General features: G+C 64.5%; 26 protein-coding genes and 1 tRNA gene. 11 read left to right on the top strand and 16 right to left on the bottom strand.

Annotated elements, in window-relative coordinates; all coding sequences use genetic code 11:
* The first annotated feature begins 86 nt into the window (after positions 1-86).
* Positions 87-680 (top strand): superoxide dismutase family protein, encoded by a 594-nt coding sequence (locus tag M2333_RS07445; RefSeq protein ID WP_264611337.1) that lies wholly within the window; start codon positions 87-89, stop codon positions 678-680.
* Between the two features lie 47 nt (positions 681-727).
* On the opposite strand, the gene M2333_RS07450 is transcribed toward M2333_RS07445, so the two are convergent.
* A complete protein-coding gene (locus tag M2333_RS07450; RefSeq protein ID WP_264572221.1) occupies positions 728-1,318 on the bottom strand; it encodes a PAS domain-containing protein in 591 nt (196 codons plus the stop codon).
* Between the two features lie 162 nt (positions 1,319-1,480).
* Entirely contained in the window at positions 1,481-2,491 is a 1,011-nt protein-coding gene (locus M2333_RS07455) for an alpha/beta hydrolase (protein ID WP_264611338.1), read from the bottom strand.
* A 262-nt stretch (positions 2,492-2,753) separates the two neighbouring features.
* Here M2333_RS07455 and M2333_RS07460 point away from each other — a divergent pair, with 262 nt between their 5' ends.
* The 4 genes from M2333_RS07460 to M2333_RS07475 all read left to right on the top strand — a co-directional run bounded on the left by M2333_RS07460 (position 2,754) and on the right by M2333_RS07475 (position 7,415).
* Positions 2,754-4,022 carry an MFS transporter gene (locus tag M2333_RS07460; protein ID WP_264569951.1) on the top strand — a complete coding sequence of 423 codons (1,269 nt, stop codon included), beginning with the start codon at positions 2,754-2,756 and terminating at the stop codon, positions 4,020-4,022.
* A 116-nt stretch (positions 4,023-4,138) separates the two neighbouring features.
* Positions 4,139-5,149 carry a LacI family DNA-binding transcriptional regulator gene (locus tag M2333_RS07465; RefSeq protein WP_264569950.1) on the top strand — a complete coding sequence of 337 codons (1,011 nt, stop codon included), beginning with the start codon at positions 4,139-4,141 and terminating at the stop codon, positions 5,147-5,149.
* Between the two features lie 253 nt (positions 5,150-5,402).
* Positions 5,403-6,518, top strand: a complete 1,116-nt coding sequence (locus M2333_RS07470; RefSeq protein WP_264611339.1) for a glycoside hydrolase family 68 protein — start codon at positions 5,403-5,405, stop codon at positions 6,516-6,518.
* 3 nt (positions 6,519-6,521) lie between these two features.
* Entirely contained in the window at positions 6,522-7,415 is an 894-nt protein-coding gene (locus tag M2333_RS07475; RefSeq protein WP_264611340.1) for an ROK family protein, read from the top strand.
* Between the two features lie 465 nt (positions 7,416-7,880).
* Here M2333_RS07475 and M2333_RS07480 read toward each other — a convergent pair whose 3' ends face one another.
* Both M2333_RS07480 and M2333_RS07485 read right to left on the bottom strand, forming a co-directional pair.
* Positions 7,881-8,456 (bottom strand): hypothetical protein, encoded by a 576-nt coding sequence (locus M2333_RS07480; protein ID WP_264611341.1) that lies wholly within the window; start codon positions 8,454-8,456, stop codon positions 7,881-7,883.
* A 190-nt stretch (positions 8,457-8,646) separates the two neighbouring features.
* Positions 8,647-8,721: transfer RNA gene (locus M2333_RS07485), tRNA-Gln, on the bottom strand.
* A 180-nt stretch (positions 8,722-8,901) separates the two neighbouring features.
* Between M2333_RS07485 and M2333_RS07490 the strand changes: the two genes are divergently transcribed.
* Positions 8,902-9,402 (top strand): MarR family winged helix-turn-helix transcriptional regulator, encoded by a 501-nt coding sequence (locus M2333_RS07490; protein WP_264611342.1) that lies wholly within the window; start codon positions 8,902-8,904, stop codon positions 9,400-9,402.
* Between the two features lie 4 nt (positions 9,403-9,406).
* Here the strand turns inward: M2333_RS07490 and M2333_RS07495 are convergent, their stop codons facing one another.
* The 6 genes from M2333_RS07495 to M2333_RS07520 all read right to left on the bottom strand — a co-directional run bounded on the left by M2333_RS07495 (position 9,407) and on the right by M2333_RS07520 (position 14,800).
* Positions 9,407-10,246, bottom strand: a complete 840-nt coding sequence (locus tag M2333_RS07495) for a pyrroline-5-carboxylate reductase family protein (RefSeq protein WP_264611343.1) — start codon at positions 10,244-10,246, stop codon at positions 9,407-9,409.
* Positions 10,233-10,739: a YbjN domain-containing protein gene (locus M2333_RS07500; protein ID WP_181559260.1), complete on the bottom strand. Its 507-nt coding sequence runs from the start codon at positions 10,737-10,739 to the stop codon at positions 10,233-10,235. The genes M2333_RS07495 and M2333_RS07500 overlap by 14 nt, the downstream gene beginning before the upstream one ends.
* A gap of 187 nt (positions 10,740-10,926) precedes the next feature.
* Positions 10,927-11,205 (bottom strand): accessory factor UbiK family protein, encoded by a 279-nt coding sequence (locus tag M2333_RS07505; RefSeq protein ID WP_264572482.1) that lies wholly within the window; start codon positions 11,203-11,205, stop codon positions 10,927-10,929.
* 38 nt (positions 11,206-11,243) lie between these two features.
* The gene (locus M2333_RS07510) at positions 11,244-11,792 is read right to left on the bottom strand and encodes a TspO/MBR family protein (RefSeq protein ID WP_264611344.1); all 549 of its coding nucleotides are present in this window, start codon (positions 11,790-11,792) and stop codon (positions 11,244-11,246) included.
* 114 nt (positions 11,793-11,906) lie between these two features.
* Entirely contained in the window at positions 11,907-12,650 is a 744-nt protein-coding gene (locus M2333_RS07515; protein WP_181559257.1) for a TlyA family RNA methyltransferase, read from the bottom strand.
* A gap of 2 nt (positions 12,651-12,652) precedes the next feature.
* On the bottom strand, positions 12,653-14,800 hold the full coding sequence (locus M2333_RS07520) for a protein-disulfide reductase DsbD family protein (protein WP_264611345.1): 2,148 nt from the start codon (positions 14,798-14,800) through the stop codon (positions 12,653-12,655).
* Positions 14,801-14,857: 57 nt separating this feature from the next.
* Here M2333_RS07520 and M2333_RS07525 point away from each other — a divergent pair, with 57 nt between their 5' ends.
* Genes M2333_RS07525 through M2333_RS07535 form a run of 3 tightly spaced genes read left to right on the top strand, consistent with a single transcriptional unit; the run spans position 14,858 to position 17,958 of the window.
* Entirely contained in the window at positions 14,858-16,552 is a 1,695-nt protein-coding gene (locus M2333_RS07525) for an alkaline phosphatase family protein (protein WP_264611346.1), read from the top strand.
* 54 nt (positions 16,553-16,606) lie between these two features.
* Positions 16,607-17,557: an SDR family oxidoreductase gene (locus tag M2333_RS07530; protein ID WP_264611347.1), complete on the top strand. Its 951-nt coding sequence runs from the start codon at positions 16,607-16,609 to the stop codon at positions 17,555-17,557.
* Positions 17,554-17,958, top strand: a complete 405-nt coding sequence (locus tag M2333_RS07535) for a nuclear transport factor 2 family protein (RefSeq protein WP_264611348.1) — start codon at positions 17,554-17,556, stop codon at positions 17,956-17,958. The genes M2333_RS07530 and M2333_RS07535 overlap by 4 nt, the downstream gene beginning before the upstream one ends.
* A gap of 18 nt (positions 17,959-17,976) precedes the next feature.
* Here the strand turns inward: M2333_RS07535 and M2333_RS07540 are convergent, their stop codons facing one another.
* The 5 genes from M2333_RS07540 to M2333_RS07560 form a co-directional block, all read right to left on the bottom strand.
* Positions 17,977-18,210: a hypothetical protein gene (locus tag M2333_RS07540; protein ID WP_181559252.1), complete on the bottom strand. Its 234-nt coding sequence runs from the start codon at positions 18,208-18,210 to the stop codon at positions 17,977-17,979.
* Complete coding sequence (locus M2333_RS07545) at positions 18,207-18,413, bottom strand: hypothetical protein (RefSeq protein ID WP_264572475.1); 207 nt, start codon at positions 18,411-18,413, stop codon at positions 18,207-18,209. Before M2333_RS07545 ends, M2333_RS07540 begins: the two co-directional genes overlap by 4 nt.
* 156 nt (positions 18,414-18,569) lie before the next feature.
* Positions 18,570-19,067 (bottom strand): DUF3237 domain-containing protein, encoded by a 498-nt coding sequence (locus M2333_RS07550; RefSeq protein WP_181559250.1) that lies wholly within the window; start codon positions 19,065-19,067, stop codon positions 18,570-18,572.
* A 17-nt stretch (positions 19,068-19,084) separates the two neighbouring features.
* The gene (locus tag M2333_RS07555) at positions 19,085-19,966 is read right to left on the bottom strand and encodes a hypothetical protein (protein ID WP_264611349.1); all 882 of its coding nucleotides are present in this window, start codon (positions 19,964-19,966) and stop codon (positions 19,085-19,087) included.
* 11 nt (positions 19,967-19,977) lie between these two features.
* Positions 19,978-21,456 carry an aldehyde dehydrogenase gene (locus tag M2333_RS07560; protein WP_264611350.1) on the bottom strand — a complete coding sequence of 493 codons (1,479 nt, stop codon included), beginning with the start codon at positions 21,454-21,456 and terminating at the stop codon, positions 19,978-19,980.
* Positions 21,457-21,798: 342 nt separating this feature from the next.
* Here M2333_RS07560 and M2333_RS07565 point away from each other — a divergent pair, with 342 nt between their 5' ends.
* Positions 21,799-21,996: a hypothetical protein gene (locus M2333_RS07565; protein ID WP_264611351.1), complete on the top strand. Its 198-nt coding sequence runs from the start codon at positions 21,799-21,801 to the stop codon at positions 21,994-21,996.
* A 305-nt stretch (positions 21,997-22,301) separates the two neighbouring features.
* On the opposite strand, the gene M2333_RS16930 is transcribed toward M2333_RS07565, so the two are convergent.
* Entirely contained in the window at positions 22,302-22,910 is a 609-nt protein-coding gene (locus M2333_RS16930) for a GIY-YIG nuclease family protein (protein ID WP_319801321.1), read from the bottom strand.
* On the opposite strand from M2333_RS16930, the gene M2333_RS07575 reads away from it, so the two are divergent.
* Complete coding sequence (locus tag M2333_RS07575; protein ID WP_264576109.1) at positions 22,903-23,814, top strand: TauD/TfdA dioxygenase family protein; 912 nt, start codon at positions 22,903-22,905, stop codon at positions 23,812-23,814. The two genes, M2333_RS16930 and M2333_RS07575, sit on opposite strands and share 8 nt — an antisense overlap.
* The last annotated feature ends 52 nt before the right edge of the window (positions 23,815-23,866 follow it).

The following is a 23,866-nucleotide window of genomic DNA, read 5'->3' on the forward strand; positions in this document are numbered from 1 at the left end:
TCGCCGGGGGCGCTGCCAATCTTTTCGGGAACGATCCGCTTCCCTCTCGTGTTCGCTCTATATCCGTAAGCAATGGGAGTAATGCCGTGACTGCAAGGATTTACGCCGTGGCCGCAATCGCCACGCTGGGTTTGGCAGCCTGTAGCAGCCCCGATCACACGCAGAACAACGCCGTGCTGGCCAATAATGTTGCCGACAATGCCATGATGGGCAATGCCTCGGGCAACATGGCGGCCGGCGAAAGCGCCACCGCAACCCTGCAGACCGCGCAGGGCGCGCCGGCCGGCACCGCGACCATCCGTGCCATGGATGGCGGCTTGCAGATCATGCTCGCCCTGCAGGGCCTCCCCTCGGGGAGCAAGGGCGTCCACGTCCATATGACCGGCAAGTGCGATGCGCCCGACTTCACCACGGCGGGTGGCCACTGGAATCCTGCCAGCACCAAGCATGGGCTGGAGAACCCGCAGGGTCAGCATGCCGGCGACATGCCGAACATCGACATTGGCGAGGATGGCCGGGGTACGCTCGAATACACGCTCAAGGGCGCCACGATGGCCGGCTTGATGGACACCGATGGCTCGGCGATCGTCGTGCATGAAGGCACGGATGACCAGCGCACCGATCCGTCTGGCGATAGCGGCGGACGCATTGCGTGCGGCGTCTTCCAGGCGGGCGCCTGACCGCGCGCTTTGGTTGAATTTTCTCGAAGCCGGGGCTGATCGCGAGGTCAGTAACCGGCTTCGACAGCCAGCCGGATGGCATCCGCCCCGGTTCGGACGCCCAGCGCCTGAAACAGCGCAGCGCGGTGCATTTTCACGGTCCGCTCACTGAGCCCCAGGTCGAACGCAATCTGCTTGTTGAGCTTGCCCGCCGACATCAGCACCAGGATTCGTCTTTGCCGTTCGGTGAGTGCCGAGACGCGCGCGGTGGCCATGCCCTTGCGGCTGTCCGGCCCGGCGGATGCCACGGCCGCAACCTCAACCTGAGACCCCAGAAAATATTCCAGCCCGCCATCGGTGTCGAACATCGGCGCGATCATCACCGCATTGCGGAACGGCGAGCCATCCTTGCGATAATTGGTGATCTCCACAATAGCCGGCTTCTTCTGCCGGATAGCCGAGCGCAGCAATTCGCTTGATGCGGCTTCCGTTTCGGCCCCGTGCAGGAAGCGGCAATTCCGCCCGAGAATTTCCGCGCGGCTATAGCCGGTAAGACGCAGAAACGCCTCATTGCAGGCGATGATGGGATTATCGGGCAGCCGGGGATTGCTGATCACCGCTGCGGTCGAACTGGCATCGATGATGTCGCTTATCGCCATGCCGGCAGCGATATCAAAAGCCGTACGCACCGCCAAGGTCTGGCGGGAGAATGGCAGTGTCCGAGCGCGTTTTCTTGCGCGGCTGCACGGCAGCCTTAGCCCTCCAGCCCCCTCGCCCCCGGCCCCTCCTCTGAAGAAGAGGGAGTAAGCTGTGAGCCTTCCTCAGCCCTCCGGCCGGGCGTGCCGATCCAGAAAGGCCACGAAAAGCCCCAGCCACTGGCGGACCGGCAGTTGCGGCCAGCCCAGCCCGAAACCGTGGCCGCCTTCCTCGAAGAAATGCGCCTCCACCGGCCGCCCCGCGACACGCAGCGCCTGCAGCATCTCCAGACTGTTCGACGGCGGCACCGCCGGATCGTCGAGCGCGTGCATCAAGAACGTGGGCGGCGTCTGCGACCCGACATGGGCGGCCGGCGAGCGCCGGGCGACCAGTGCGGGATCGGGCTTCTCACCCAGCAAATATTTGCGCGAATCCGCGTGGGTATCCGGCATGCGCATGCTGATGACCGGATAGATCAGCCCGGCAGTGCGCGGCCTCGCGTCGAGCCGGTCGATGGCATCGCGCGGGGCGTAAACCGGCTGCGCGAAATCGGTGATCAGGGTCGCCGCCAGATGCCCGCCGGCCGAGAAGCCAAGCACCGACACCTGATCAGGATCGATGCCATAGGTCCCGGCCATCGACTTGATGAGCCGCATGGCGCGCTGGGCATCCTGCAGCGGCACGTCGGACCGGTTGGTCCAGCCCTCCCCCGGCAGCCGGTGGACGAGGACGAAGACCGTATAGCCCTGCGCTGCAAGCGCCTCCCCGACCTCCGCCCCTTCATTGTCGATGGAAATGAAGATGTAAGCACCGCCGGGAATGACCAGCACCGCACGGCCATTGGACTTGGCCGGACGGAAGACGCGCAGATAGGGCTTGTCGACATTATGCATGAAGACCGGCGGCGCCTTGTCCATCGGCAGAGGACGTGCAGAAAAGCCGTTCTCGGGCGGCCCGCCTGTCCACAGGTCGATGGTCGGCGCGGCAGTCCAGGAAGACGGAATGACGCGAGGCGGCATCCCAGCCGGCGGCTGGGCAGCGGCCATCGGTACGCTTGCTGCACCGGCCACGGCTGCCGCAATGCCCGCTGCCGCCAGAAAGCCCCTGCGATCCAGTGCGCCGTCTTCCTTCGCCATCAGTCCTGTCCCATCATCGTCGCCGCTGAGCCGGCTTATGTTCACATCGCCGCAGACACTAGCGGTAATCGATTGCATTGCAAGCCGCCCTGCTGGTGTGGGCCGCCCGCCACATCTGCCGACGTTGAGCCAATCGACATTGCGAAAGCAATCGATTACAGCCATGCCTTCGTCCGCCGCGCCTTGCTGCGGAATGATAATCTGCAGGCAGCTTGGTTCGACCAAAGCTGCCATGGAACGATAAGGCCGAGAGGATCGCGAAGTGACGGAACGCCCCCACATCCAGCCGAGCAACGCATCGGCCCTGCTGAAATGGCTGGTCTTCCTGATGTTCGCGATGTTCGCGATGACCACCGATTCGGTCGGTACAGTGATTCCGCAGATCATCCGCGAGTTCAATCTGGGCATGACGGCGGCGGGATCGTTCCAATATGCGACGATGTCCGGCATCGCCATTTCGGCCATTTCGCTCGGCTTTCTGGCAGACCGCATCGGACGCAAGGCGACGATCCTCATCGGCCTCACCCTCTTTGGCCTCAGTTCTGTCGCCTTCGCAGCCGGGCATGATTTCCTGTTCTTTGTCGCCTTGCTGTTCATCTCGGGCATCGGCATCGGCATCTTCAAGGCCGGCGCGCTCGCGCTGATCGGGGACATCTCCCGCTCGACGCGCGAGCATTCGACGATCATGAACTTGGTCGAGGGCTTCTTCGGCGCTGGCGCGATTGTCGGCCCGGCCGTCGTTGCCTGGTCGCTGCAGGAAGGGTTGAGCTGGAAGTGGGTCTACTTCCTCGCCGCCGGCATCTGTGCCCTGCTCGTGCTGGGCGCATTCGGCGCGCGCTTCCCGACCCCGGTGCGGGCCGATGAAAAGCCTGCCGATCCGCGCGATGCTGCCCGGATGATGACCGATCCCACCGCCATGTTCTTCGCCACCGCTCTGATGCTGTATGTCGGCGCGGAAGCCGCGATCTACGTGTGGACGCCGACATTCCTCGCCAGTTACGAGGGCTCGAACGCGTGGCTCGCGGTCTATGCCGTCTCGATCTTCTTCGTTCTGCGCGCTGCCGGGCGTTTCCTCGGCGTGTGGCTGCTCGCCCGTTACGATTGGACCGCCGTGCTCGCCGTGTGCACCGTCGCAATGACGATCCTGTTCTGGATCGCCGTGCTGGGGGATCGGGGCGTCGCCATCTACGCCCTGCCCGCTACCGGCCTGTTCATGTCCGTGCTTTACCCCACGATCAACTCGACCGGCATCAGCTGCTTCGAGAAGGCGCGCCACGGCTCGGTTGCGGGGCTGCTGCTGTTCTTCACCTGCCTCAGCGCGGTCATCGCGCCGCTCGCCATGGCGCTGATCGGCGACGGGCTGGGTGACGCGCGCTACAGCATCGCGCTCGGCGCACTGATGGCGACAGGCCTTGCCATCCAGTGCATCTGGAACTGGCGCAAGCAGCCGTTTGCGAGCCGGCTGGCCGAGCGCAACAGCGCCGATTACCGCAAGGAAGTCATCATCGGCGACACCGGCCCGACCGCCTGACGGGCGCTCCCGGCGCGGACGCTGCGGCCCGCGCCGGAAAAATGCTTTGGCAAAACCCGCCTGCGCCCTAGAGATGCCATTTGTTTGGCCTTTGGATGCGAGAGGACACAGGAGCGTTGAAACCCAAGCAGGTTCGGACAATCTACGATCTGGCAGAGCTCGCCGGTGTCTCCGCCGCGACCGTCTCCCGCGCGCTGGCCGGCAAGGCCGTGGTCAATTCCGAGACTGCCGAGCGCATCCGCAAGCTGGCGCAACAACATGGTTTTCAGCCGAGCCCGCTGGCCCGCAACCTGCGCACGCGCAAGACCGGGGCGATCGGCGTGGTCATCCCGCTCGGCCATGAGCGCGCCCAGCATATCTCCGACCCCTTCTTCATGACGATCATCGGTTTCCTGGCCGATGAACTCACCGAGCGCGGCTTTGACCTTATGCTGTCGCGGGTCATTCCGGACCGGGACGACTGGCTGGAGGGCATCATCAAGACCGCGCGGGTGGATGGCCTCATCATCATTGGCCAGTCCGACCAGTCCGCCGTGCTCAACGCCGCCGCCGGCCATTATCTGCCGATGGTCGCCTGGGGCGCATTCACCCAGGGCCAAAGCCATTGCTCGGTCGGCACCGACAATTTCCTCGGCGGCCAGATGGCGATGCGCCATTTGATCGAACGCGGGTGCAAGCGCGTGGCGTTCCTCGGCAATCCCCGCGCCATCGAGATCGCCCAGCGCCTGCAGGGCGCACGCGCGGTGCAGCAGGATCATGCGGCAGAGGTGATGCTGACCGAAGTGCCGACCCACCTCGCGCCGGAGCTCAGTGCGCCGGACATCAACGCCTATCTCGATCAGGTCGATCAACTGCCTGACGGCATTTTCGCGGCCTCGGACATGATCGCCCTCGCCGCTGTCCAGACCGTCATCAGCCGGGGCATGTCGATCCCCGACGATGTGCGAATCGTCGGCTTCGATGACCTCCCGATTGCGCAGAGCATCGTGCCGCCGCTGACCACGATCCACCAGGATATCGCCAGCGGCGCCACGCAGATGGTCGATTGCCTGCTCAAGCGCATCGAGGGCCGACAGACCGGTTCGATCATTCTCAACCCCGCTCTAGTGGTGCGCGGCTCCACCTGACGGACCGATTTTCCGCTGCGACAGCCCTGTTCCAAAATGGTTGTAATCGATTGCCAATGGCGTATTGGTTGCGAGGACTTGAGGAACGGGGACAATGATCGAAATTCAGGCGCAATCGCGCGCATATTTGCAGCATGGCGCAAGGGGTCAATGGCCTTGCAACACAGTTGCGAACGCCTTCTTTCCGGACATCGCCTGCACCGGCCTCCTGCGCACTCGCGCCCTCTCCTTTCTCTGACCTAACTGGCTCTCCATGAACGATATCAGCACGACCCGCTGGACGGTCGAACAGCTTAATCACCTCAAACTGACTCCATCCTGCGTGGCGCCGCTCATTGGCGAGGCCGATGTGGCGCGGATCAGTGACGATGTCTGCGTGTGGGACGCCTGGCCCATCCTGCAGCGCGACGGTTCGCCGGCGCCGGCCGATCTGTGGATGGCACTCGCTTCCCCCTGGTTCGCCGACCCCGATGACCGTCACGGCCACGCCCGCATCCATTTGTTTGAGCGCCGGGGCGAGGATTGGCGGCATTATGGCCCGGTGATGCCGGACGGCTTTTCGCCCGGCAGCCGGGAATGGTCTGGCTCGGCCTATCTGGAGAATGACGGGCGCCAGTTGACGCTCTATTTCACCGCGGCCGGCTTTCGCGACGAGAGCGAACTCAGCTTCGAGCAACGCCTGTTCGAGGTCGAGGCCGATCTGGTCGGCAAGGATGGCGGCTGGTCCGTCGAGAATTGCCGCAATCTGCGCGAATCCTTCCCGCGCGACCCACGCTTTTATGCCGATCCGCTGTCTGCCGGTGGTGGCCTCGGTACCATCAAGGCCTTTCGCGATCCCGGCTATCTGCTCGATCCGGCGACCGGCGACCACTGGCTGCTGTTCACCGGCTCGTTGGCCACCTCGCAATCTGCCTATAATGGCGTGATCGGCGCGGCGCGCGCCAAGCCCGACGCCCTCGGCCAGTGGGAGGTGACCGCGCCGATCATCAGCGCCGATGGCCTCAACAATGAGCTGGAGCGGCCGCACATCGTGCTGGCCAATGGACTCTATTATCTGTTCTGGTCCACACAGACCCATGTGTTCAACCCGGATGCCCCCCGCGCCCCGACCGGTCTCTACGGCATGGTGTCCGAGCAGATCACGCACGGGTGGAAACCCTTGAACGGTTCCGGCCTCGTCATCGCCAACCCGCCGGAAGCGCCGCGCCAGGCCTATAGCTGGCTGGTGCTGCCCGATCTCTCCGTCACGGCCTTCGCGGACGATTGGGGCCGTGGCGAGGCTGCCGAGGGTGCTAAGCGCTTTGCTGGCACCTTCGGGCCGTTCCTTCGTCTCGCCTTGGATAGCGAGACGACGCGGATTATCGACTGAGCCATGTCGAGCGCGCGCCTTGCCGGGGTCGAGCTGGGTGGGACGAAGACCTTCGTCCTGCTCGCTCAAGGTGATCGCATCGTCGAGCGGGTTCGCATTCCGACCACCCAGCCGGACGAGACGCTGGCCGCCGCCAACGAACAATTGCGCGCTTGGCACGCGGATGCGCCGATTGCCGCGATTGGCATCGCATCTTTCGGCCCCATCGCTCTGTCCCGCAAATCCGATAATTTCGGCCATATGCTGCCCACCCCCAAGCCCGGCTGGGCGGGCGCCGACATTGCCGGCGGGCTGACGCGCAGCCTCGATTGCCCGATGGCCATCGACACGGACGTCAATGGCGCGGCCCTGGCCGAGCATCGCTGGGGTGCCGGTCGCGATCTCGATTGCTTCTGGTATATCACCATCGGCACCGGACTCGGCGGCGGTCTGCTCGTTGAGGGTAAGCCGGTCCACGGCGCCATGCACCCGGAAATCGGCCACATCCATGTGCGGCGTGCGGCAGGCGACAGCTTTGCCGGGGCCTGCCCGTTCCATGGCGACTGCATCGAAGGACTGGTGAGCGGCCCCGCCCTCGCCTCCCGCTTCGGCACAAGTCCCGAGCATGTCGCCGATGACGATCCGCGCTGGGATTTCGTGGCGTCCGACCTCGCCCAACTGGCCGCTACGCTGTTCCTTACCACGGCCGCAGAACGCATCCTGCTCGGCGGAACCGTCGCCACCAGCCGCGCTACGCTCCTGCCCACCGTGCGCGCCACGTTGCTGCGGGATCTGGGCGGCTATCTGCCCTTCCTCACGCATGAGACGGTCGAGCAACGTCTGTGCCTCGCAGGCCTCGGCGACGAAGCCGGCCCAATGGGCGCCATCGCGCTCGCCATGGCCGCGCTGCAGCGCTGAGCTTTTGGCAGAGCGTTTGCGCGGCGTGACGACGCCGCCGCGGCGTTCGCTTGCCACATCGGCACTTCATACTCACTGAATTGGAACTTGGCTGGGGCGGGAGGATGATAAGGCAAGCACCCCTCTAGCTCGCAGAAAACCATAAACCGCTGATTTTCCTTTCTTGCAGACATCCAAAGCTGGCACACAGAGCGTCAATTCGCCGTGGTTTTCATCCGCAAGAAGCACAATCACTTTCAGGCAAAAGTGCGCGTGCCGACGTTGCAGCGGGAGGCCCACGGCGGGCGCGAGTTGGTCTAGGATCCTAAACGAAAGATACATCAAGACTTCCCGAGGGGGCCAGTGGCACCCGTCGTCGGTACGCAACCTCCTAGTTCGGCTAGCCCATAACTATCGGTAACGGCGCCTCAGCGTCATGCCCTACTTTTATTGCCGTCATTTGGTGAGCCTGAGGGGCTAGGTAAATTATGAGACTAAGCTCTTTGCCTCATCCAACATTTGACTGGCGTAGGTCACCACCAGCGGGGCCACCTCTCTTGGTGTGTAATCTTCGATTTCTTTGCCCAAGTGTGTTTCTGGCGGTCGGTATGTGACGCCCCGATCAATCGCAGCATTCAACAGCACTTCATGTTCATAGATTTTCGGGTGTGCCATACCTTCGCAGATAAGGAAGGGGCGACCATTTGGCCCGTAGCCAATTCCAAGGGTGCCACCTTCGCCTGAAACCGTGGCTTGCACGGCAACATCTACTCCGCCTGCAGGGCTAATCAGCGTGTGTTCATCTGCGTTGCGGGCGTGATGCATGTATTGCAGAAGCGGATCAGTTCTGCGCTCCATTTTCTTCGCCTGAAACCACTTTGCAGCCTCGGAACTGTCCTTCGCAGCCTGTTCTAACTTCGAGTATACCCTGCCGAAGGCTGAAACCAAATCAAGCCAAGCGGTCTCTCTTTGTTTTAAGGGAGCATCAGAAACGATGATCTCGACCGCGTTTTCCATACGCTCAAATCGTTCTTGGGCTTGGGCCAGTCCATTTTCATTCATGCATCCGATAAAACCGCTGCCAAGTTGGATAGCAAGAAGCTTAACGATTTAGAGACGTGCATCGGGAAACGGGTGGTCCCGCACGTGATGATTTAGACGATCACGGGACAGTCAACGCTGGCACACAAACCGGGCACAGATTTTGCCGCGATCTGCCTATAAGCATCAGGAAAAAATGATTTTTTGTGAATGGCTGGGGCGGGAGGATTCGAACCTCCGCATGGCGGTACCAAAAACCGCTGCCTTACCGCTTGGCTACGCCCCAGCATCGCGCGCTGCGAGCGGCCCATATACAGGGCCGGGCGCAAATGCCAAGCCGGAGAAACTGTGGTTTGGCGATCTCTTTCGGCGAATATGCTCCCCCTGTGCGCCTTGCTTGCGAAAGGGGTAATCGGGCTGCGGAACGAAGTTCCATCGCCTGCCCGCAGGCCTTATGAAACGGCGCATGAGCAACGCCCCATCCAGTCCCGCAGCTTCCCCCCTGTTCCTGCGCGAGGAGGAGATTCGTCGCGGGATCGAACTGCTGCAATTTGGTCATATGGCGTTCGCACAGGCCATGGACCCAATTCTGGATGAGCATCGGCTCGGCCGCGCGCATCAACGGGCGCTCTACTTCATCGCGCGGCGGCCCAATCTCAGCGTGTCGGCGCTCATCGCGCTGCTCGGCGTGACCAAGCAGTCGCTAGGGCGCGTGCTCGATGAGCTGATCGAGCGCGAGTTGCTCGCGGTCCACAAGGGCGACCGCGACCGCCGGCAGAAGCTGCTGAGGCTGACGCCTGCCGGGCAGGCCATCGAGCAGGCGTTGTTCGATGCCGTGCGTGAGCGGTTCGCGGCGGCCTATTCGGCAGCGGGGCAATCGTCCGTCACCGGCTTCTGGCGGGTGCTGGAGAGCCTGCTGGATCCGGAAACCCAGCGACTGGTCGCCGCCCTGCAAATCGCGCGCTGACGGTTCAGCTGGCCTTGGTGGACAAGGCAGCGAGAACTGCACCCCGGTCCCGCGCAGCCTTCAGCGTCTCCATGACGAGCGGGGCGAGGCCGTCAGACCGGTCCAGCACGTCCAGCCCTTCGCGGGTCATGCCGCCCTTGCTGGCGACTGCATCCGCCAGATCGGCGGGCGGGCAATCCGCCGCCGCTGCGCTCAATGCGGCGCCTTCCACGGTCTTGAGGGCCATGCGCGCGGCGGCATCCGGCGCAAGGCCGAGTTCGGCGCCGGCGGCAGCCAAGGCATCGATGAAGCGATAGACGAAGGCCGGGCCGCATCCTGCGAGCGCCGTCGCGGCATCGAACAGTTGCTCATCGCCCAGCCATTCGACCAGACCAAGGCGGCTGCACATGGCGTCGACCAGATCGCGCGCGCGTTCGTCAGCCGCGTCTTCCACCTTGAGAATGCTGACACCCTTGCCGACCCGAACGGGCAGATTGGGCATGCAGCGGACAATCGACTGTATGGCCGGGAGCGCATCCCGAATGCGCGCGATCGGTACGCCCGCGAGGATCGAAAGCAGGGTCGCCCCGGGGCCGAGAAGCGCCGCCGTTGTCCCGGCAACGTCCGCCAGCTGCTGAGGCTTGCAGCCGAGCATCACCAGCGTGTCACCCTCTACCGGCCCTTCGAGCACTGTCAGCACCCGCACGCCCGGCGCGACCGCCTTGCCGCTGGGGCGCACCACCGTCACCCGCTCGGCGGGCAGGCCCTCGTCGAGCCAGCGCAGCAGCATGGCCCCGGCCATGTTACCGCAACCCAGCAGAAGAAGGTGCGAAGGCCACATCGGGCCAGCCTCAGGCTTCGCCATGCGTCTCGATCAGGCTGGCGGCCATGGCTTCAGCGGGATTCTTGCCGCCCCACAGCACGAACTGGAAGACGGGGTAGAAGCGCTCGCACTCGTCGATTGCGCTTTCCACCAGCAACTGCGCCTGATCGAGCGTCAGCGATCCGCTAGGGCCGAGCAAGGCGCCATGACGGAACAGCAGCGTGCTACTCGCCGACCACAGCTCGAAATGGCCCAGCCAAAGCTGCTCGTTGATAAGGGCGATGGTTTCGCAGATCGCCAGACGCTTATCATCGGCGACGCGAATGTCCGGCAGCACGAGAAGCTGCAGCACCATGTCATCGTCACGCCAGATCGCCCGGACCTCATATTCGGTCCAGCTGCCACGATGGCGCGCGACCAGCTCGTCCTCGCCGACATGCTCGAAGGGCCAGTCATGCGCCTCGAAATAGGCCGCCAGCATGTCGATCGGCTCGGCTTCCTGCTCGCCGCCTGTAAATTCATCCCGGTCGATCATACTCAAAAACCGTCAGTCCACTTCCTGTAACGGCCAGCGCCGTCCTGCCCCTGCTGGACAGCCCTTCGTAGCACGACACGGCGCAAGCGGAAAGGCAGGCGGCAGCGAAGCCGCGCCCAACCTGTCCGGAATGCGATATGTTGCTGTGAATAAGTTGTGGATAAATGCGGGATAGCTGGTCGAAAACTCAGCTTGCGGCCTTGTCCGACGGCTTGCCGGCCTTCGGCGCACCGCCCTCCAGCGCAGCCAGCCGCGCCTCGAGCGCTTCGACCTGCTCGCGCGCCTGCGCCGCCATGGCCTTGACCGCCTCGAACTCCTCGCGGCTTACGAAATCGAGCCCGCCGATCCACTCGCGCGCGCGCTCCCGGGCATTGCTTTCAAACTCGCGCCCCACCCCGGCCACGGTGCCGGCGGCGCCGTTGATGATCTTGGACAGGTCGTCGAAAAAGCGGTTTTCACTTTGCATGGGTCTGATCCTTCGCCGCCGCTGATGGCGGCCATCGCCTAGATTTGGGTACGCACGGCGGCCGGAACAAGGGTTTCGGCATCCAGGTTCATCCGGTCGATATCGAAGGCGAGCCCGCTCGCAAAGCCCAACCAGCAAAGATAGGGCACCATCAGCCACGCCGCGACAGACCGAATCCGCCCGAACAGGATGGTGGTGATCGTCGCCAGCGCGAGAATGACGAGGATCAGATAGAAGGCCAAAGTCGCCTGATGTGCGCCGAAGAACAAGGGCGACCAGACGAGGTTGATGCAGAGCTGGACGATGAACAGCGTGATGGCGAGCCCCCGCCCCCTCGCGCCGCGCGCGTGCAGGATCATCGCAAGCGCCAGGGCCATGAGCAGATAGAGGGTCGGCCACACCGTGCCGAACACCCAACCGGGCGGCACCAATGCCGGCTTGCTCAGCGCATCGAACCAGCGGTTGTCATAACCGCTATTGGACAGATAGCCCGACACAAAGCCGAGAAACTCGATGGCGGGGATGGTGACAAGCGCCCAGCGGAGGAAGGACATCCGCAACTGACTTCGCGATGCAATCTGGTTCACGCGCACTCCCACTTCATGCCGAATCCCCACAGCGTTGACATGACTTTAACGATGGCGTTGCGCCGCGCCAGCCCTTCCCGCATGCCGATTGCACGGGAGAGGATCGCGCCTGCTTCATCCTGGCACGCGCGCGCCGGCAATCAGGAACTCCACATTGCCCTCCGGCCCGGTGATCGGGCTGGTGGTGAGGCCGGTGACCTGCCATCCCGGTTGCGCGGCCAGCCAGGCCTCCACCTCCGCGCAGACGCGGGCGTGGACCTCCGGATCGCGCACCACGCCGCCCTTGCCGACCTCTTCGCGCCCCGCCTCGAACTGCGGCTTGATGAGCGCGACGAGCCGGGCGGCGGGTGCCGCGAAGGTCAGCGGGCGCTCCAGCACCTTGGCGAGGCTGATGAAGCTGGCATCGCAGACGATGATGTCGACCGGCTCAGGCACATGCGTGGCAGTCAGAATACGCGCGCTGGTCTGCTCATGGACGATGACGCGGGGATCCTGCCTCAGCTTCCACGCAAGCTGGTTGGTGCCGCTGTCGATGGCATACACCCGCGCCGCGCCGTTGGTCAGCAGCACGTCCGTAAAGCCGCCCGTGGAACTGCCGACGTCCATTGCCACCAGTCCGGTCACATCGATGGCGAACGCCTCCAGCGCGTGCGCCAGCTTGAGTCCGCCACGCGAGACCCAGGGATGATCGCGCCCCTTGAGGACGATCTCCGCCTCCTCCGGCACCGCCTGCCCCGCCTTGTCGACCGGCTTGTCGCCGACCAGCACATTGCCGCTCATGATGAGGGCCTGCGCACGGGTACGGCTCTCGGCAAGGCCGCGCTCGACGAGCAATTGATCGAGGCGCTTCTTGGCCATCCTCAGCGCTTCGCCAAAGCGGCAAGCGTGCCGGATGTCAGCACTTGCGGGAGAACCTGTGGCGTCGCGGCGCCGGGTGCGTAGAAGAGATAGAGCGGCACGCCGGAGCGGCCATGCGCTTCGAGGAAGCGACTGATCGCCGGGTCGGCATTGGTCCAGTCGCCGACCATCGCTGTGACTCCGTCCGCCTCGAAGGCATCGCGCACCGCCTGCGTATCGATCGCATTGGCCTCATTGACCTTGCAGGTCAGGCACCAGTCGGCTGTGAAATAGAGGAAAACCGGCTTGTTCTGCGCCCGCAGCGCGGCCAGCCGGGCCTCGCTGAACGGCTCGCCCACCAGCCCCTCGCCCGCAACCGGGCGATCCCCACGGACCAGCGCAGGCGCAGCGATTGCAGCGCCGCTCAGCAGCAGGGCTACCAGCCCACCCAAGGCCCAGTTGACGCCCGCGCCCGCGCGCTGGCGACGCCCCAGCAGCAGCAGGGCCAGGATCACGCCGCCCGCCAGCACCACGCCCAGCACCACACCGCCGGTGCCAAGCTGGCGCGAGAGCAGCCAGAGCAGCGCCAGCGCCGTCAGCCCCATCGGCACCGCCATGACGCGCCGAAAGCGCGTCATCCACAGGCCGGGGCGTGGCATCAAGCGGCGCAACGCCGGCACCCAGGCGATGGCAATGAACGGCGAGGCCAGACCGAGGCCCAGCCCTGCGAACACTGCCAGCGCCAGCGGCCAGGGCAGCACCAGCGCCGCGCCCATCGCCGCGCCCATGAACGGGCCGGTGCAGGGCGTCGCGACGAAGGCGGCCAGCGCACCGGTCCAGAACGCACCCGCCTGCCCGCCCTGCGCGGCCCGGCCCTGCCCGACCGAAAGCGAGGCAACCTCGAACCCGCCCAGAAGATTGAGCGTGATCGCCACCATCAGCATCAGCAGCACCGCGATCACGCGCGGATCCTGCAACTGGAAGGCCCAGCCGACCTGCGTGCCGCCGGCCCGGATCGCCAGCATCAGCGCCCCCAGCGCAAGGCAGGTGACGAGAATGCCGGCGGTGTAAGCCAGCGCATCGCGGCGGGCCTGCCGCTCATCCCCGCCCGCCTTGGCCAGGCTGATCGCCTTGAGGCTGAGGATGGGGAAGACGCACGGCATGACATTGAGGATCAGCCCGCCCAGAAAGGCGCCGCCGAGGATCAGCAGGACCGCGCCAAGCCCGGTCTGCGCGGCTGGCTCGGCCGTGGTGGCGCCATCCGGCGCCACCGTCAGCCGCTCACCACCCTCGGGCACAGCACCGGGCGTGGCCCTGATCGCCAGCGCGACGCCCGGCGAAACTGCCAGCACGCCCTCGACCGTGCCGGGCACGGACGCGTCCTCGGCCAGCCCCACCTCCACCACCAGCCAGTCACCCGCGCGACGCACGGTCTGCGGTTGCGCATAGCGCACAACGTCCTGTGTCGTCGCGAAGAACCATGGCGCGCCCATCGGGGCAGCCTGTGGATAGGGCACGGCGATGCTCAGTATGCCATTGGCCACAGCATATCGCGCAGGCTGATCGAGCGGACGGGGGAGAGCCGCGCGAAATCCGTCGAAGATCTTGCGGGACGCTGCCGTCGTTGCACCATCGCCAATGGTCAGCGTGGTCGCGATCTCGCCCTGCTCCGGCACGCAAATCGCGTCCGTGCAGGCGAGCCAGCGCGCCGTGCCGCGCACCGGCAAGACGGTGCCAGCCGACAGGCCCACGGGCACCGCAAGATCGACCAGCACGGCATAGTCATGCTCATAGACATGGTTCATCAGCCCGGCGATCAGCAGCCGGTCCGGCACGGGATAGCGGAAATCGCCTATCTTGGCGCCACTGCCCGCCGGCAAATCCCAGGCGACCTGCATGCCCTGCCCGGCATCGCCCGGATTGCCCCAATAGCCATGCCAGCCGGCTTTGGGCTTCATCACGATGGCAAGTGTGATCGTGCTCCCGGCCGCCGGGCGATCCGTCTCGGCGATAAGGCTCGCGATGATATTCGGTGCCCCGCGCTGCCCGAACGCACCGCCATCGGCTGGTGCCGCAGATTGCGCAAAAGCAGCTGGGCCAACCAGCAATGCTGCCAGAAGAACCCCTAGCGTCATCAAAACGCCATTGAGCCGGCGCACAGGAAAAGCCATGAAACGGATCATTGGCCGTTCTGTAAGCGCGCGCCGCCCCGACCCCAAGGAGAATCTATGCGTTTCCCTGCTTGCCTGTGCCTTGCCGCAACGCTGGCCCTGAGTGGCCCGGCGCTGGCCCAGCCCGCGCAGACTCCAGCCGCGCCCGCTGCTCCCGCGCCCGAGGCGCCGCAAAGCCCGCCCAAACTGCTGGTGGTCATCTCCGTCGATCAGTTCTCCACCGACCTGTTCGGCGCCTATCGCAGCGCCTTCACCGGCGGACTGGCCCGCCTGCAGCAGGGCGTCGTCTTTCCCAATGGCTATCAGGGCCACGCTGCCACGGAAACCTGCCCCGGTCACTCGACGATCCTGACTGGCAGCCGCCCCGCGCGCACCGGGATCATCGGCAATGACTGGATCGACCAGAAAATCGCCCGCGCCGACAAGACGGTCTACTGCGCCGAAGACCCAGACGTGCCCGGCACGAGCTCGCGGGATTATGCGCCGTCCGTGAAGATGCTCCGCGTGCCGACGCTGGGTGGCTATATGAAGGCGCAGAATCCGGCGGCCAAGGTGGTGTCCGTCTCCGGCAAGGATCGCTCGGCGATCATGATGGGCGGGCCGGTGGTCGACCAGATCTGGTGGTGGGGCGGCAACGGCTTCACCAGCTATCGGGGAACGCCGCTGACGCCGCTGATCGAGCAGGTGAATGCCGGCGTGCGCAAGACCTTCGACCAGCCCCGCCCGGCGATAGACGTCCCCGCCTTCTGCAAGGCCAATGACCGCGCCGTCCGCCTGACCGACACGCTCAGCGTCGGTGACGGGCATTTCGCTCGCGCCGGTGGCGACGTCCGCGCCTTCCGCACCTCGCCGGAAGCCGATGCCGCCGTGCTAGCGCTCGCCGTCAAGCAGCTGGAGGCGCAGCAGCTCGGGCGCGGCGACACCACCGACCTGCTGATCGTCGGCCTCTCGGCCACCGACTATATCGGCCATAGCTACGGCAATCGCGGCGCGGAAATGTGCATCCAGATGTTTGCGCTGGACGATGCCCTCGCCAGCTTCCTGGATCGGCTGGACGCGACCGGCCTCGATTATATGGTCATGCTCACCGCCGACCATGGCGGGCCGGACATCCCCGAGCGGCTTCGCGAACAGGCCATCACCGACGCCGAGCGCGCGGACCCGGCCCTGTACCCGAGTGCCGTCAGCGCCGCGATCAGCGCGCGCACCGGCATTACGGTCGCGCACGGCACGCTGCTGCTCGGCACCAATCCCTTTGGCGACATCTATGTGAATGCCGCCCTCACCGCCGCCCAGCGTACCCGCGTCATTGCCGAGGCCAAGGCCTTCTACGCCGCTCACCGGCAAGTGGAGGCCGTCTTCACCCGCAAGGATATCGAGGCCGCGCCGGCCCCCGCCGGATCGCCGGAAAACTGGTCGCTCGCGACGATCGCCAAGGCCAGCTACGATCCGGAGCGCTCGGGCGATCTCGTCCTTCTGCTCAAGCCGCGGATCATGCCCATTGCCACGCCGGCGCCCGGCTATGTTTCGACCCACGGCAGCCCGTGGGGCTATGATCGCCGGGTGCCGATGCTGTTCTGGCGCAAGGGCCTGATGCACATGGAGCAGCCGCAAGCGGTGGAGACGGTGGATATCCTGCCCACGCTGGCCGCGCAGATCGGCGTCACCGTGCCGGCCGACCGGATCGATGGCCGCTGCCTCGATCTCGATCCCGGCCCGGCGACCCGTTGCCCTGCCCCGCAGGATCGCTAGACTGGCTCTGAATCGGTCGCAACAAGCAAGACCGGAAAAGGAGAGGCTACACGCATGTCAGGCAAGATCGTCATTACCGGTGCCTCAGGCCAATATGGCCGGGCCGCCACGGACCGGCTGATCGAGAAAGGGCTGGCAGACCAGCTCATCCTCATCAGCCGCTCGCCGGACAAACTGGCGGACCGTACCGCGCAGGGCTGCGAGGTGCGCTATGGCGATTATGACAAGCCCGAAACGCTGGCCGCCGCCGTGCAGGGCGCGGAAAAAATGCTGCTCATCTCCGGCACGCGGGTCGGGGCCCGCGTCGTCCAGCACAAGGCGGCGATCGATGCGGCAGCGGCCGCCGGCGTCCGCCATATTCTCTACACCAGCTTCATCGGCATCGATGACCCGAACAATCCGGCAGAGGTGCGTCACGACCATATCGAGACGGAAAAGGCCATGCGCGCCTCCGGCATGGCGTGGACGGCCCTGCGGGACGCGCATTATGCCGACGCCATGATCCTGATGGCCGGGCCCAATGTGCTCGCCACCGGCAAGTGGTTCAGCAATGCCGGCGATGGGCGCGAAGCCATGGTGTGGCGCGACGATTGCGTGGATTGTGCCGTCGCCGCGATGACCACGCCGGGCCATGAGAACAAGGTCTACAACATCACCGGGCCGGAGTTGCAGACCTTTGGCGAGGTCGCCGCGCTCATCACGCAGATCACCGGCTGTCCGGTAGAGCACATTCCCGTCGACGACGCGGAGCAATATGCCATCTTCGACAGCATGGGGATTCCGCGGCGCCCGGTAGACGACCAATATGTGAGCGGCATTCCCTGGAACAGCGATGATATGGTCACCTTCGGCCGCGCGATCCGCGAAGGCTATCTGGAATTGCGCACCGATGACGTGCAGACGTTGACCGGCCGCCCCGCCCGCTCCGTCCGCCAGATGATCGAGGAAAATCGCGCGATGCTGGTCGAGGCCGCCCGTGGCGCGGCGGCGGCGCAACCGGCATGAACCGCGCCGATTACGAGCGCTATCTCGCGGCGTTCAATGCCAAGGATTATGACGCGGTCTGCGACTTTTACGCAGAGCCGATGGACATGCGCTTCTTCGGTGTCGCGCTGCAATCCCGCGAGGACATGAAGCGCTTCTACAGCTTTCTCCACGCCCATGTTCATGAGAGCGTGCGGGTGCTCAATTTCGCGTCGAGCGACACCCTGACTGCCGTCGACGCCATCGTGCGCATCGAGGCCTATCGCGACCTCGACCGGGCAATGCTCGATGCCAATAGCGCGGGCGGGTTGTTCCCGATCAAGGCCGGCGAGGTGCAGGAGATGCGGCAGTTCATCTTCTACACCCTGCGCGATGGGCTGATTGCCGACGTGGCCTGCGCCCTGGCGCCGCCGCCCGACTGACCGGCGCGGCGAGCCGCTTTAGCGATAGGGCGACTGCGTGCGGCTCACATAGAGCGGCGAGCGCGCGACCGGGCCGCTGACGACCATCGCCTTCATGCCCTTGCGCACCTTGTCGGCATCGATGACATTGTTGAGAACGGCGCGGGTCTGGCCGCTCGGCAGCGGCTCGACCACCGAAAGGCCGATGCCAGCCTTGGCACAATAAGCCAGCACATCCGCTTCCGGGGCGGCGAGGATGACGACGCGGCTCATGCGGCGAGGCTCCCCTGCTGCGCGAACACCGCGCGCATGGCCGTGGCCGAGCGCAGACGGTAGGGATAGGGATGCGCCTTGATGCGGGCGGACACAGAGCAGGCAGCTTCCCGCGCCGCATGATGGCGCTGGCTGCACCCCGCGAACTGGGCATCGATCAGCGCGCGCTGCTGATCGTGCAAAAGGCGATTGAAATCTTCCATGAGCGTCTCCCGACACGGCAAGCGGGAGCACGACGGTCTCTCAGTTATCGCGACAGCTTGCGAGCAGGGTTCGCGCTAATGGCGCCGCCCTAGCAGCTAATGTGTCATCTGTCGCACGCAATCGCCTCGGCAACAGCCCAGCGCACCGCGCGCGGATCAGGTCAGCGCATAATAGCGCACCAGATTGCCATCCGGCTTGCGCTCGCCCACGCCCACGAAGACATGGCGGGTCATCCAGTCATATTTGCCCTTGCTCGTCTCGAAGGTCGGCTGCGCGCGCAGATAATAATCCTCATGCGCGACCGGCTCGCCGCCCTCGAAGGCCCAGGCGCGCAGCCTTGCCATGGAGTCCGGCTTGCGACCCCAGAGATAACCCTTGTTCTGCATGTAGATGATCTCGCCATCGTCGGTTTCCAGCAGATAGCGGGCATCGAACACGGCGGTATCGTCATCGCGGAAATGGGCGTAATCGCCGCCGGAATTGGGCACGGCCCGCCCGCGCAGCCGCGGCCCCTCGAAATGCCCTTCATCCACGAGCACCGCCGAGCGGAAGCCGCCATTATGGACATTGGGGACGCCAAAGACCCGCGTGAACATGAGACGGCACTCGAAGGCGAACTCAAGCACGGGCTGGTCGAGGGTCGAGAAGGACATTGCGGCTCCTTGGACGATCAGGCGGCGTGGGCGCCCGCCTCCGGGCAGGCATCCCACGGGCTGGGCATATGATAGGGCACGGTGATGAAATTGGCCTCGATCTGGCAGATCATGCCGTGATCGATCTTGAACAGCTCAGCGAGATAATAGCTATGCGGCCGGCGGATGTGCGAGCGGACCTGCGTGCCGTCGGTCAGCGTGTAATGATCCAGCCGCCCGCAATGATCGATGAAACCATAGGCCAGCACCAGCCCCCGCTCCTCGTCCACCAGCGGAAAGCGGCGGCCGCGCAGGCGATCGTCATAGCGGTAATTGCCGGTGCGGAACTGCGCCTCGCACGGCAGGCCGGCGACCGGCACCAGCTTGGCGAACTCGGGGTTGTTGGTGGTCTGCACGCCATTTTCGACGCGGTTGCAATCGGGATGGAATTTCGTGCGGATCGTGCCGTCATTCAGTTGTAAGGTCTCGAAATAACCGTCTGACAAGGCGATCATTTCCGCGCGGGAGACGGGCGCCTCAACGGTGGCGTTGAGGATCGGCTTGTCGTCAAATCGCTGGTTCTCGAACACCGGCGAGCTGTCCACCTGCCGCACCACGATGGTCTCGACCTCCGCTACCCGGCCCGCCTCGTCCAGCCCCAGGCGCACGGTGTATGCGCTCTCGTCCAGCGGCTCGACCGCCGTGCCGAAAAAGCCGACCTGTCGCGTCTGCTCATCTGCGAACATCAGGCGATAATCGCCCAGCCGCTCGATCGTGCCCCACAGCCCGTCGTCGGGCTGGAGGCGCACATTGTTCTCGGTGATGAACGGCTCGGGCGCCCAGTTCACGGCGCCGGGGTCTTTGCGCCCCAGCGCCGCGAGATAGGCCTCCAGCGCGTCATAGAGCGCCGCGCGGCTCATCCCCTTTTGGCTCACGCCGCGTTGACCGGCGCGTCCATGTACATGGCCTTGATCTCCAGATAGGCCATCAGCCCGTCCACGCCGCCTTCGCGGCCGATGCCGGACTGCTTGTAACCGCCGAAGGGCAGGCCCCAATCGACCTTCAGCCCGTTCTGGCCGATGCCGCCGGTGCGGATGCGCCGGGCGACGCCGAAAGCAGCCTGCGCATCCTTGGTCAGCACTGAGCCCGAGAGGCCGTAATTGCTGTCATTGGCGACGGCGATGGCCTCCTCCTCATTATCCACCGGGATGATGCTGAGGACCGGGCCGAAGATTTCCTCCTGGGCGATCTTCGACTTGTTATCGACATTCTTGAACAGCGTTGGCTCGATGAAATAGCCCTGGTTGAGATGCTTGGGGCGGTTGCCACCGGTCACCAGATCGGCCGTCTTCTTGCCTTCCTCGATATAGCTTTCCACGCGCTCGAGCTGGCGCTTCATCGCGAGCGGGCCGAGCTGCGTCGTCGGATCGTCCGAATAGCCAATCTTCACCTTCTGCATTTCCGCCGCAATGGCATCGGCAATCTCGTCCTGCCGGCCGCGTGGGACGATCAGCCGGCTGAGCATCGCGCAGACCTGCCCGGAGAGCAGGCTGATCGTTTGCGTCATCAGCTTGGCGGTCTCCTCGGCGGAAAAATCGTCTCGCACGATGGCAGCGGACTTGCCGCCCAGCTCCAGCGTGCAGCGCGCGATCCGCTCGCCGCACACGCTGGCAATGCGCTTGCCGGCCACGGTGGAGCCGGTGAAGCTCACCTTGTCCACGCCGGGATTGCAGACGAGGTGATCGCTCGCCTCGCGATGCCCGCAGACGAGATTGACGACGCCCGCCGGCACGCCCGCCGCCTCGCACGCCTCAGCGATGATATAGGCCTCCAGCGGCGTCTCCGGCGAGGGCTTCATGATGACCGTGCAGCCCGTGATGAGCGCATTGGCGACCTTGGAGGCCATGATGCCATAAGGCCCGTTCCACGGCGCGATGGAAGCGACCACGCCGACCGGCTCATAGACGAGATAGGCGGCGGCTGCGGCCTGCGTCTCGCGCTGCTGGACATATTGGAAGTTGGCCCCCACCTCGCGGGTCTGATCGAACTGCATGGTTGCGCCGGCGACCATGCCGGGCGCGAAGCTCGCGAGGCCACCCATCTGCGCGGTCCAGGCCTTGGCCAACTCGCTCGCGCGGCTCTGCAGATGCGCAGTGATCTTCTTCATGATCTCGTTGCGCTCAGCAACGCTCATGCGCGGCCACGGACCGTGGTCGAAGGCAGCGCGGGCGGCGGCAACGGCAGCGTCCATGTCCGCCTCATCGGCTTCCGCCACGGCACCGACGACCTGCTCGGTATTGGGCGAAACCAGCTCGATGAACCGCCCGCTACTGGGCGCACGCCATTGCCCGTTGATCCAGACCTTGCCCGGCTCCTTCACGAACACGCCTTCGGGATTATGTCCTGCCACGCTCTCTCTCCTTCAATTTATGCCCGGCGCCGCCGCCTTCTGGGGAGCGGACTGCCCGGATTCTGGCGACCTGCACGCCGCCGGATTCGATGGCGCGGATGCTAAGGATTGCGGGCGGGTGCGCAAGGGGAAAGCGGTATTTAACTGGCAGTTATGTTGACTTTGTCTGAAATAATCGCGGTCGGTCTAAGACTTAGCAAAATTCGTCAGAATGCGCCGCGACTCGGGAAGCAATGCGTTGGTCAAGGAACTCAATTTGGAAATGTGCGAATAAAACGCGCAGATCGGCACTCTTCCACAGGAATATTTGCAGCCATTCATTTTCAATATTGACTTCGCGCCATGCAAGGAGCCGGCGCAGGTCGCCGCGCCGCAGCGATGCAGATCGGCGCCCAACCGAGTCTTTTTATCGATGAAATCCGCAGTTTTTTTGTGGTCAAGGGCTTTACGCCGAATGCGAGGGCATTCATGACTAACAACAGTTTCGGCAAAAAAACGAAAGCCCGGCGGGCCAACGCCGAGCTTTCATGCCGGAATTAGCTCTGCAACCTTTTGACCGAAGCGGAGCCGGTATTACCCCGAGCGGTGCCTTTGTGCACTTGCTCGGGCCTTATCGTCAACGGTCGTCTTGATAGAAAGGCGATGAAACGATGAAAGCACGACACCAAGGCCGCCGACAGCGGCGTCTACTCTCAGACGAAGACATTATCATTATCTGGCGGCGCCTTCGACGTGGTGATTTCCAGCATGAGATTGCCGCCGCGTTCGGCGTCAATCAGGGACGAGTGTCTGAGATCAACACAGGTAAGCGCGGTCGGGATCTTATCGAGCGTCTCGCCGTCTGATCAATCTAAGCCGAGGCGGAGTGCGCTTCGCCTCGGCACTAGCTGACCGTCCAGAATTACTCCGTCATTCCCGCGAACGCGGGAATCCAGTCTGCCTAGCGACGCGATGCCAAGGCTGATGGCAAGGTCCTCCCAGTCTGGGTTCGCCTGCTCGATCAGATCGAGTTTCCACGCTCTGCGCCATATCTGGACCTGCTCCTCCCGGAAGATCGCATGCTCCATCGTTGCGCGCTGCTCGCACCAGACCAGCAGCTTGACCCTGCGTTGCTCGGTGAAGCCGCCGAGAGTTTCCGCGCGATGCTGGGCGACGCGCTGCACTAGATTGGACGTGACGCCGAGATAGAGCGTGCCGTTGCGAGGGGATACCTGCAGGTAAACATACGGATCAACGCCGGGTCTCATTGCCGCGTTGCTGCTGGATTCCCGCTTTCGCGGGAATGACGGAGAGAGGAATGTTTCCCAATCCGAACATGACACCAAGACATGCAATGGTTGTATTTTCCAACCATATTGACTCAGAGCCACAACCGGCTCACACTCCGCGCCGATAACCGCCGCAGACTCAAGCAAGCACAGGCGGGAGAGACGAGAGAGGACGCCCATGATCACCGTCAATCAGCTTCATCCCCTGTTCTTCGGCGAGATCGTCGGAGCGGACCTCAAGGCCGAGCCGACCGAGGATTTGCGCCAGGCTGTGCAGGATGCGATGGACAAGCACATCGTCTGCGTCGTGCGGCACGCGCCGATCACGGATGAGGAGCATATCCGCTTCGCCCGGCTGTTCGGGCCGCTGGAATATCCGCCCAATTATGGCAAGCGCCCGGCGGGCCGGATCGCGCCGGAGCTGTTTTCTGCCGGCAATCTCGATCCTGATGGCAATATCAAGCCGCTGACCCCGGCCAATGCGAACATCGCCAAGGGCGCCGAGCGCTTTCATGCGGACAGCTCGTTCAACCCGCTGCCCTCCAAATGGTCGATGCTGCGCGGCGTGGAGTGCCCGCCCTCGGAGGTCGGCGGCGACACGCTGTTCCTCGATCTGCGCGCGGCTTATGACGATCTGCCGCAGGCAATGAAGGACAAGGTGGATGGCATGACCGGCATCCACGATTTCTGGCGCGGCCGCCAATATGCCGGGCTTGAGGTCACCGAGGAAATGAAGGCCGCAATGCCGATGCCGCCGGTGCACCATCCGCTGGTGCGTGAGGCGCCGCTCGGGCGCAAGGCACTGTTCGTGGGCGGGCATTGCGTGGGCGTGGTCGGCATGAGCGACGATGAGGGCCATGCCTTTGTGGAAGAGCTGTACGCTCATGTGACCCAGCCCAAATATATCCACCGCCACCAGTGGACGGTCGGCGACATCGTGATCTGGGACAATCGCTATGCCCTGCACGCCGCGACGCCGCTGGAGACGGACCAGTATCGCCGCGACATGCGCCGCGCGACGCTCAATGAGAGTGGCGAGGAAGGCGACACCTATGAGTTCCGCCGGCGTCAGGCCGAGGCGGCGCACTGAGCGCCTGTGCGGTTCTCAACTGGGCGTTGAGTCTCGCCATGCCCGGCAACGC

The organism is Sphingobium sp. B11D3B, from assembly GCF_025961735.1.
Lineage (GTDB): Bacteria > Pseudomonadota > Alphaproteobacteria > Sphingomonadales > Sphingomonadaceae > Sphingobium.

What these genes read in the sequence shown, in the direction of transcription:
- M2333_RS07450 (WP_264572221.1), bottom strand. Translation starts at nt 1,318, where the DNA reads ATGGCGATAAGCGACATCATCGATGCCAGTTCGACCGCAGCGGTGATC.
- M2333_RS07540 (WP_181559252.1), bottom strand. Translation starts at nt 18,210, where the DNA reads ATGAGCCGCGTCGTCATCCTCGCCGCCCCGGAAGCGGATGTGCTGGCT.
- M2333_RS07550 (WP_181559250.1), bottom strand. Translation starts at nt 19,067, where the DNA reads ATGTCCTTCTCGACCCTCGACCAGCCCGTGCTTGAGTTCGCCTTCGAG.
- M2333_RS07475 (WP_264611340.1), top strand. Translation starts at nt 6,522, where the DNA reads ATGTCGAGCGCGCGCCTTGCCGGGGTCGAGCTGGGTGGGACGAAGACC.
- M2333_RS07490 (WP_264611342.1), top strand. Translation starts at nt 8,902, where the DNA reads ATGAGCAACGCCCCATCCAGTCCCGCAGCTTCCCCCCTGTTCCTGCGC.
- M2333_RS07500 (WP_181559260.1), bottom strand. Translation starts at nt 10,739, where the DNA reads ATGATCGACCGGGATGAATTTACAGGCGGCGAGCAGGAAGCCGAGCCG.
- M2333_RS07535 (WP_264611348.1), top strand. Translation starts at nt 17,554, where the DNA reads ATGAACCGCGCCGATTACGAGCGCTATCTCGCGGCGTTCAATGCCAAG.
- M2333_RS07470 (WP_264611339.1), top strand. Translation starts at nt 5,403, where the DNA reads ATGAACGATATCAGCACGACCCGCTGGACGGTCGAACAGCTTAATCAC.
- M2333_RS07525 (WP_264611346.1), top strand. Translation starts at nt 14,858, where the DNA reads ATGCGTTTCCCTGCTTGCCTGTGCCTTGCCGCAACGCTGGCCCTGAGT.
- M2333_RS07545 (WP_264572475.1), bottom strand. Translation starts at nt 18,413, where the DNA reads ATGGAAGATTTCAATCGCCTTTTGCACGATCAGCAGCGCGCGCTGATC.
- M2333_RS07555 (WP_264611349.1), bottom strand. Translation starts at nt 19,966, where the DNA reads ATGAGCCGCGCGGCGCTCTATGACGCGCTGGAGGCCTATCTCGCGGCG.
- M2333_RS07480 (WP_264611341.1), bottom strand. Translation starts at nt 8,456, where the DNA reads ATGAATGAAAATGGACTGGCCCAAGCCCAAGAACGATTTGAGCGTATG.
- M2333_RS07565 (WP_264611351.1), top strand. Translation starts at nt 21,799, where the DNA reads ATGCAAGGAGCCGGCGCAGGTCGCCGCGCCGCAGCGATGCAGATCGGC.
- M2333_RS07515 (WP_181559257.1), bottom strand. Translation starts at nt 12,650, where the DNA reads ATGGCCAAGAAGCGCCTCGATCAATTGCTCGTCGAGCGCGGCCTTGCC.
- M2333_RS07495 (WP_264611343.1), bottom strand. Translation starts at nt 10,246, where the DNA reads ATGGCGAAGCCTGAGGCTGGCCCGATGTGGCCTTCGCACCTTCTTCTG.
- M2333_RS07455 (WP_264611338.1), bottom strand. Translation starts at nt 2,491, where the DNA reads ATGGCGAAGGAAGACGGCGCACTGGATCGCAGGGGCTTTCTGGCGGCA.
- M2333_RS07505 (WP_264572482.1), bottom strand. Translation starts at nt 11,205, where the DNA reads ATGCAAAGTGAAAACCGCTTTTTCGACGACCTGTCCAAGATCATCAAC.
- M2333_RS07530 (WP_264611347.1), top strand. Translation starts at nt 16,607, where the DNA reads ATGTCAGGCAAGATCGTCATTACCGGTGCCTCAGGCCAATATGGCCGG.
- M2333_RS07520 (WP_264611345.1), bottom strand. Translation starts at nt 14,800, where the DNA reads ATGGCTTTTCCTGTGCGCCGGCTCAATGGCGTTTTGATGACGCTAGGG.
- M2333_RS07575 (WP_264576109.1), top strand. Translation starts at nt 22,903, where the DNA reads ATGATCACCGTCAATCAGCTTCATCCCCTGTTCTTCGGCGAGATCGTC.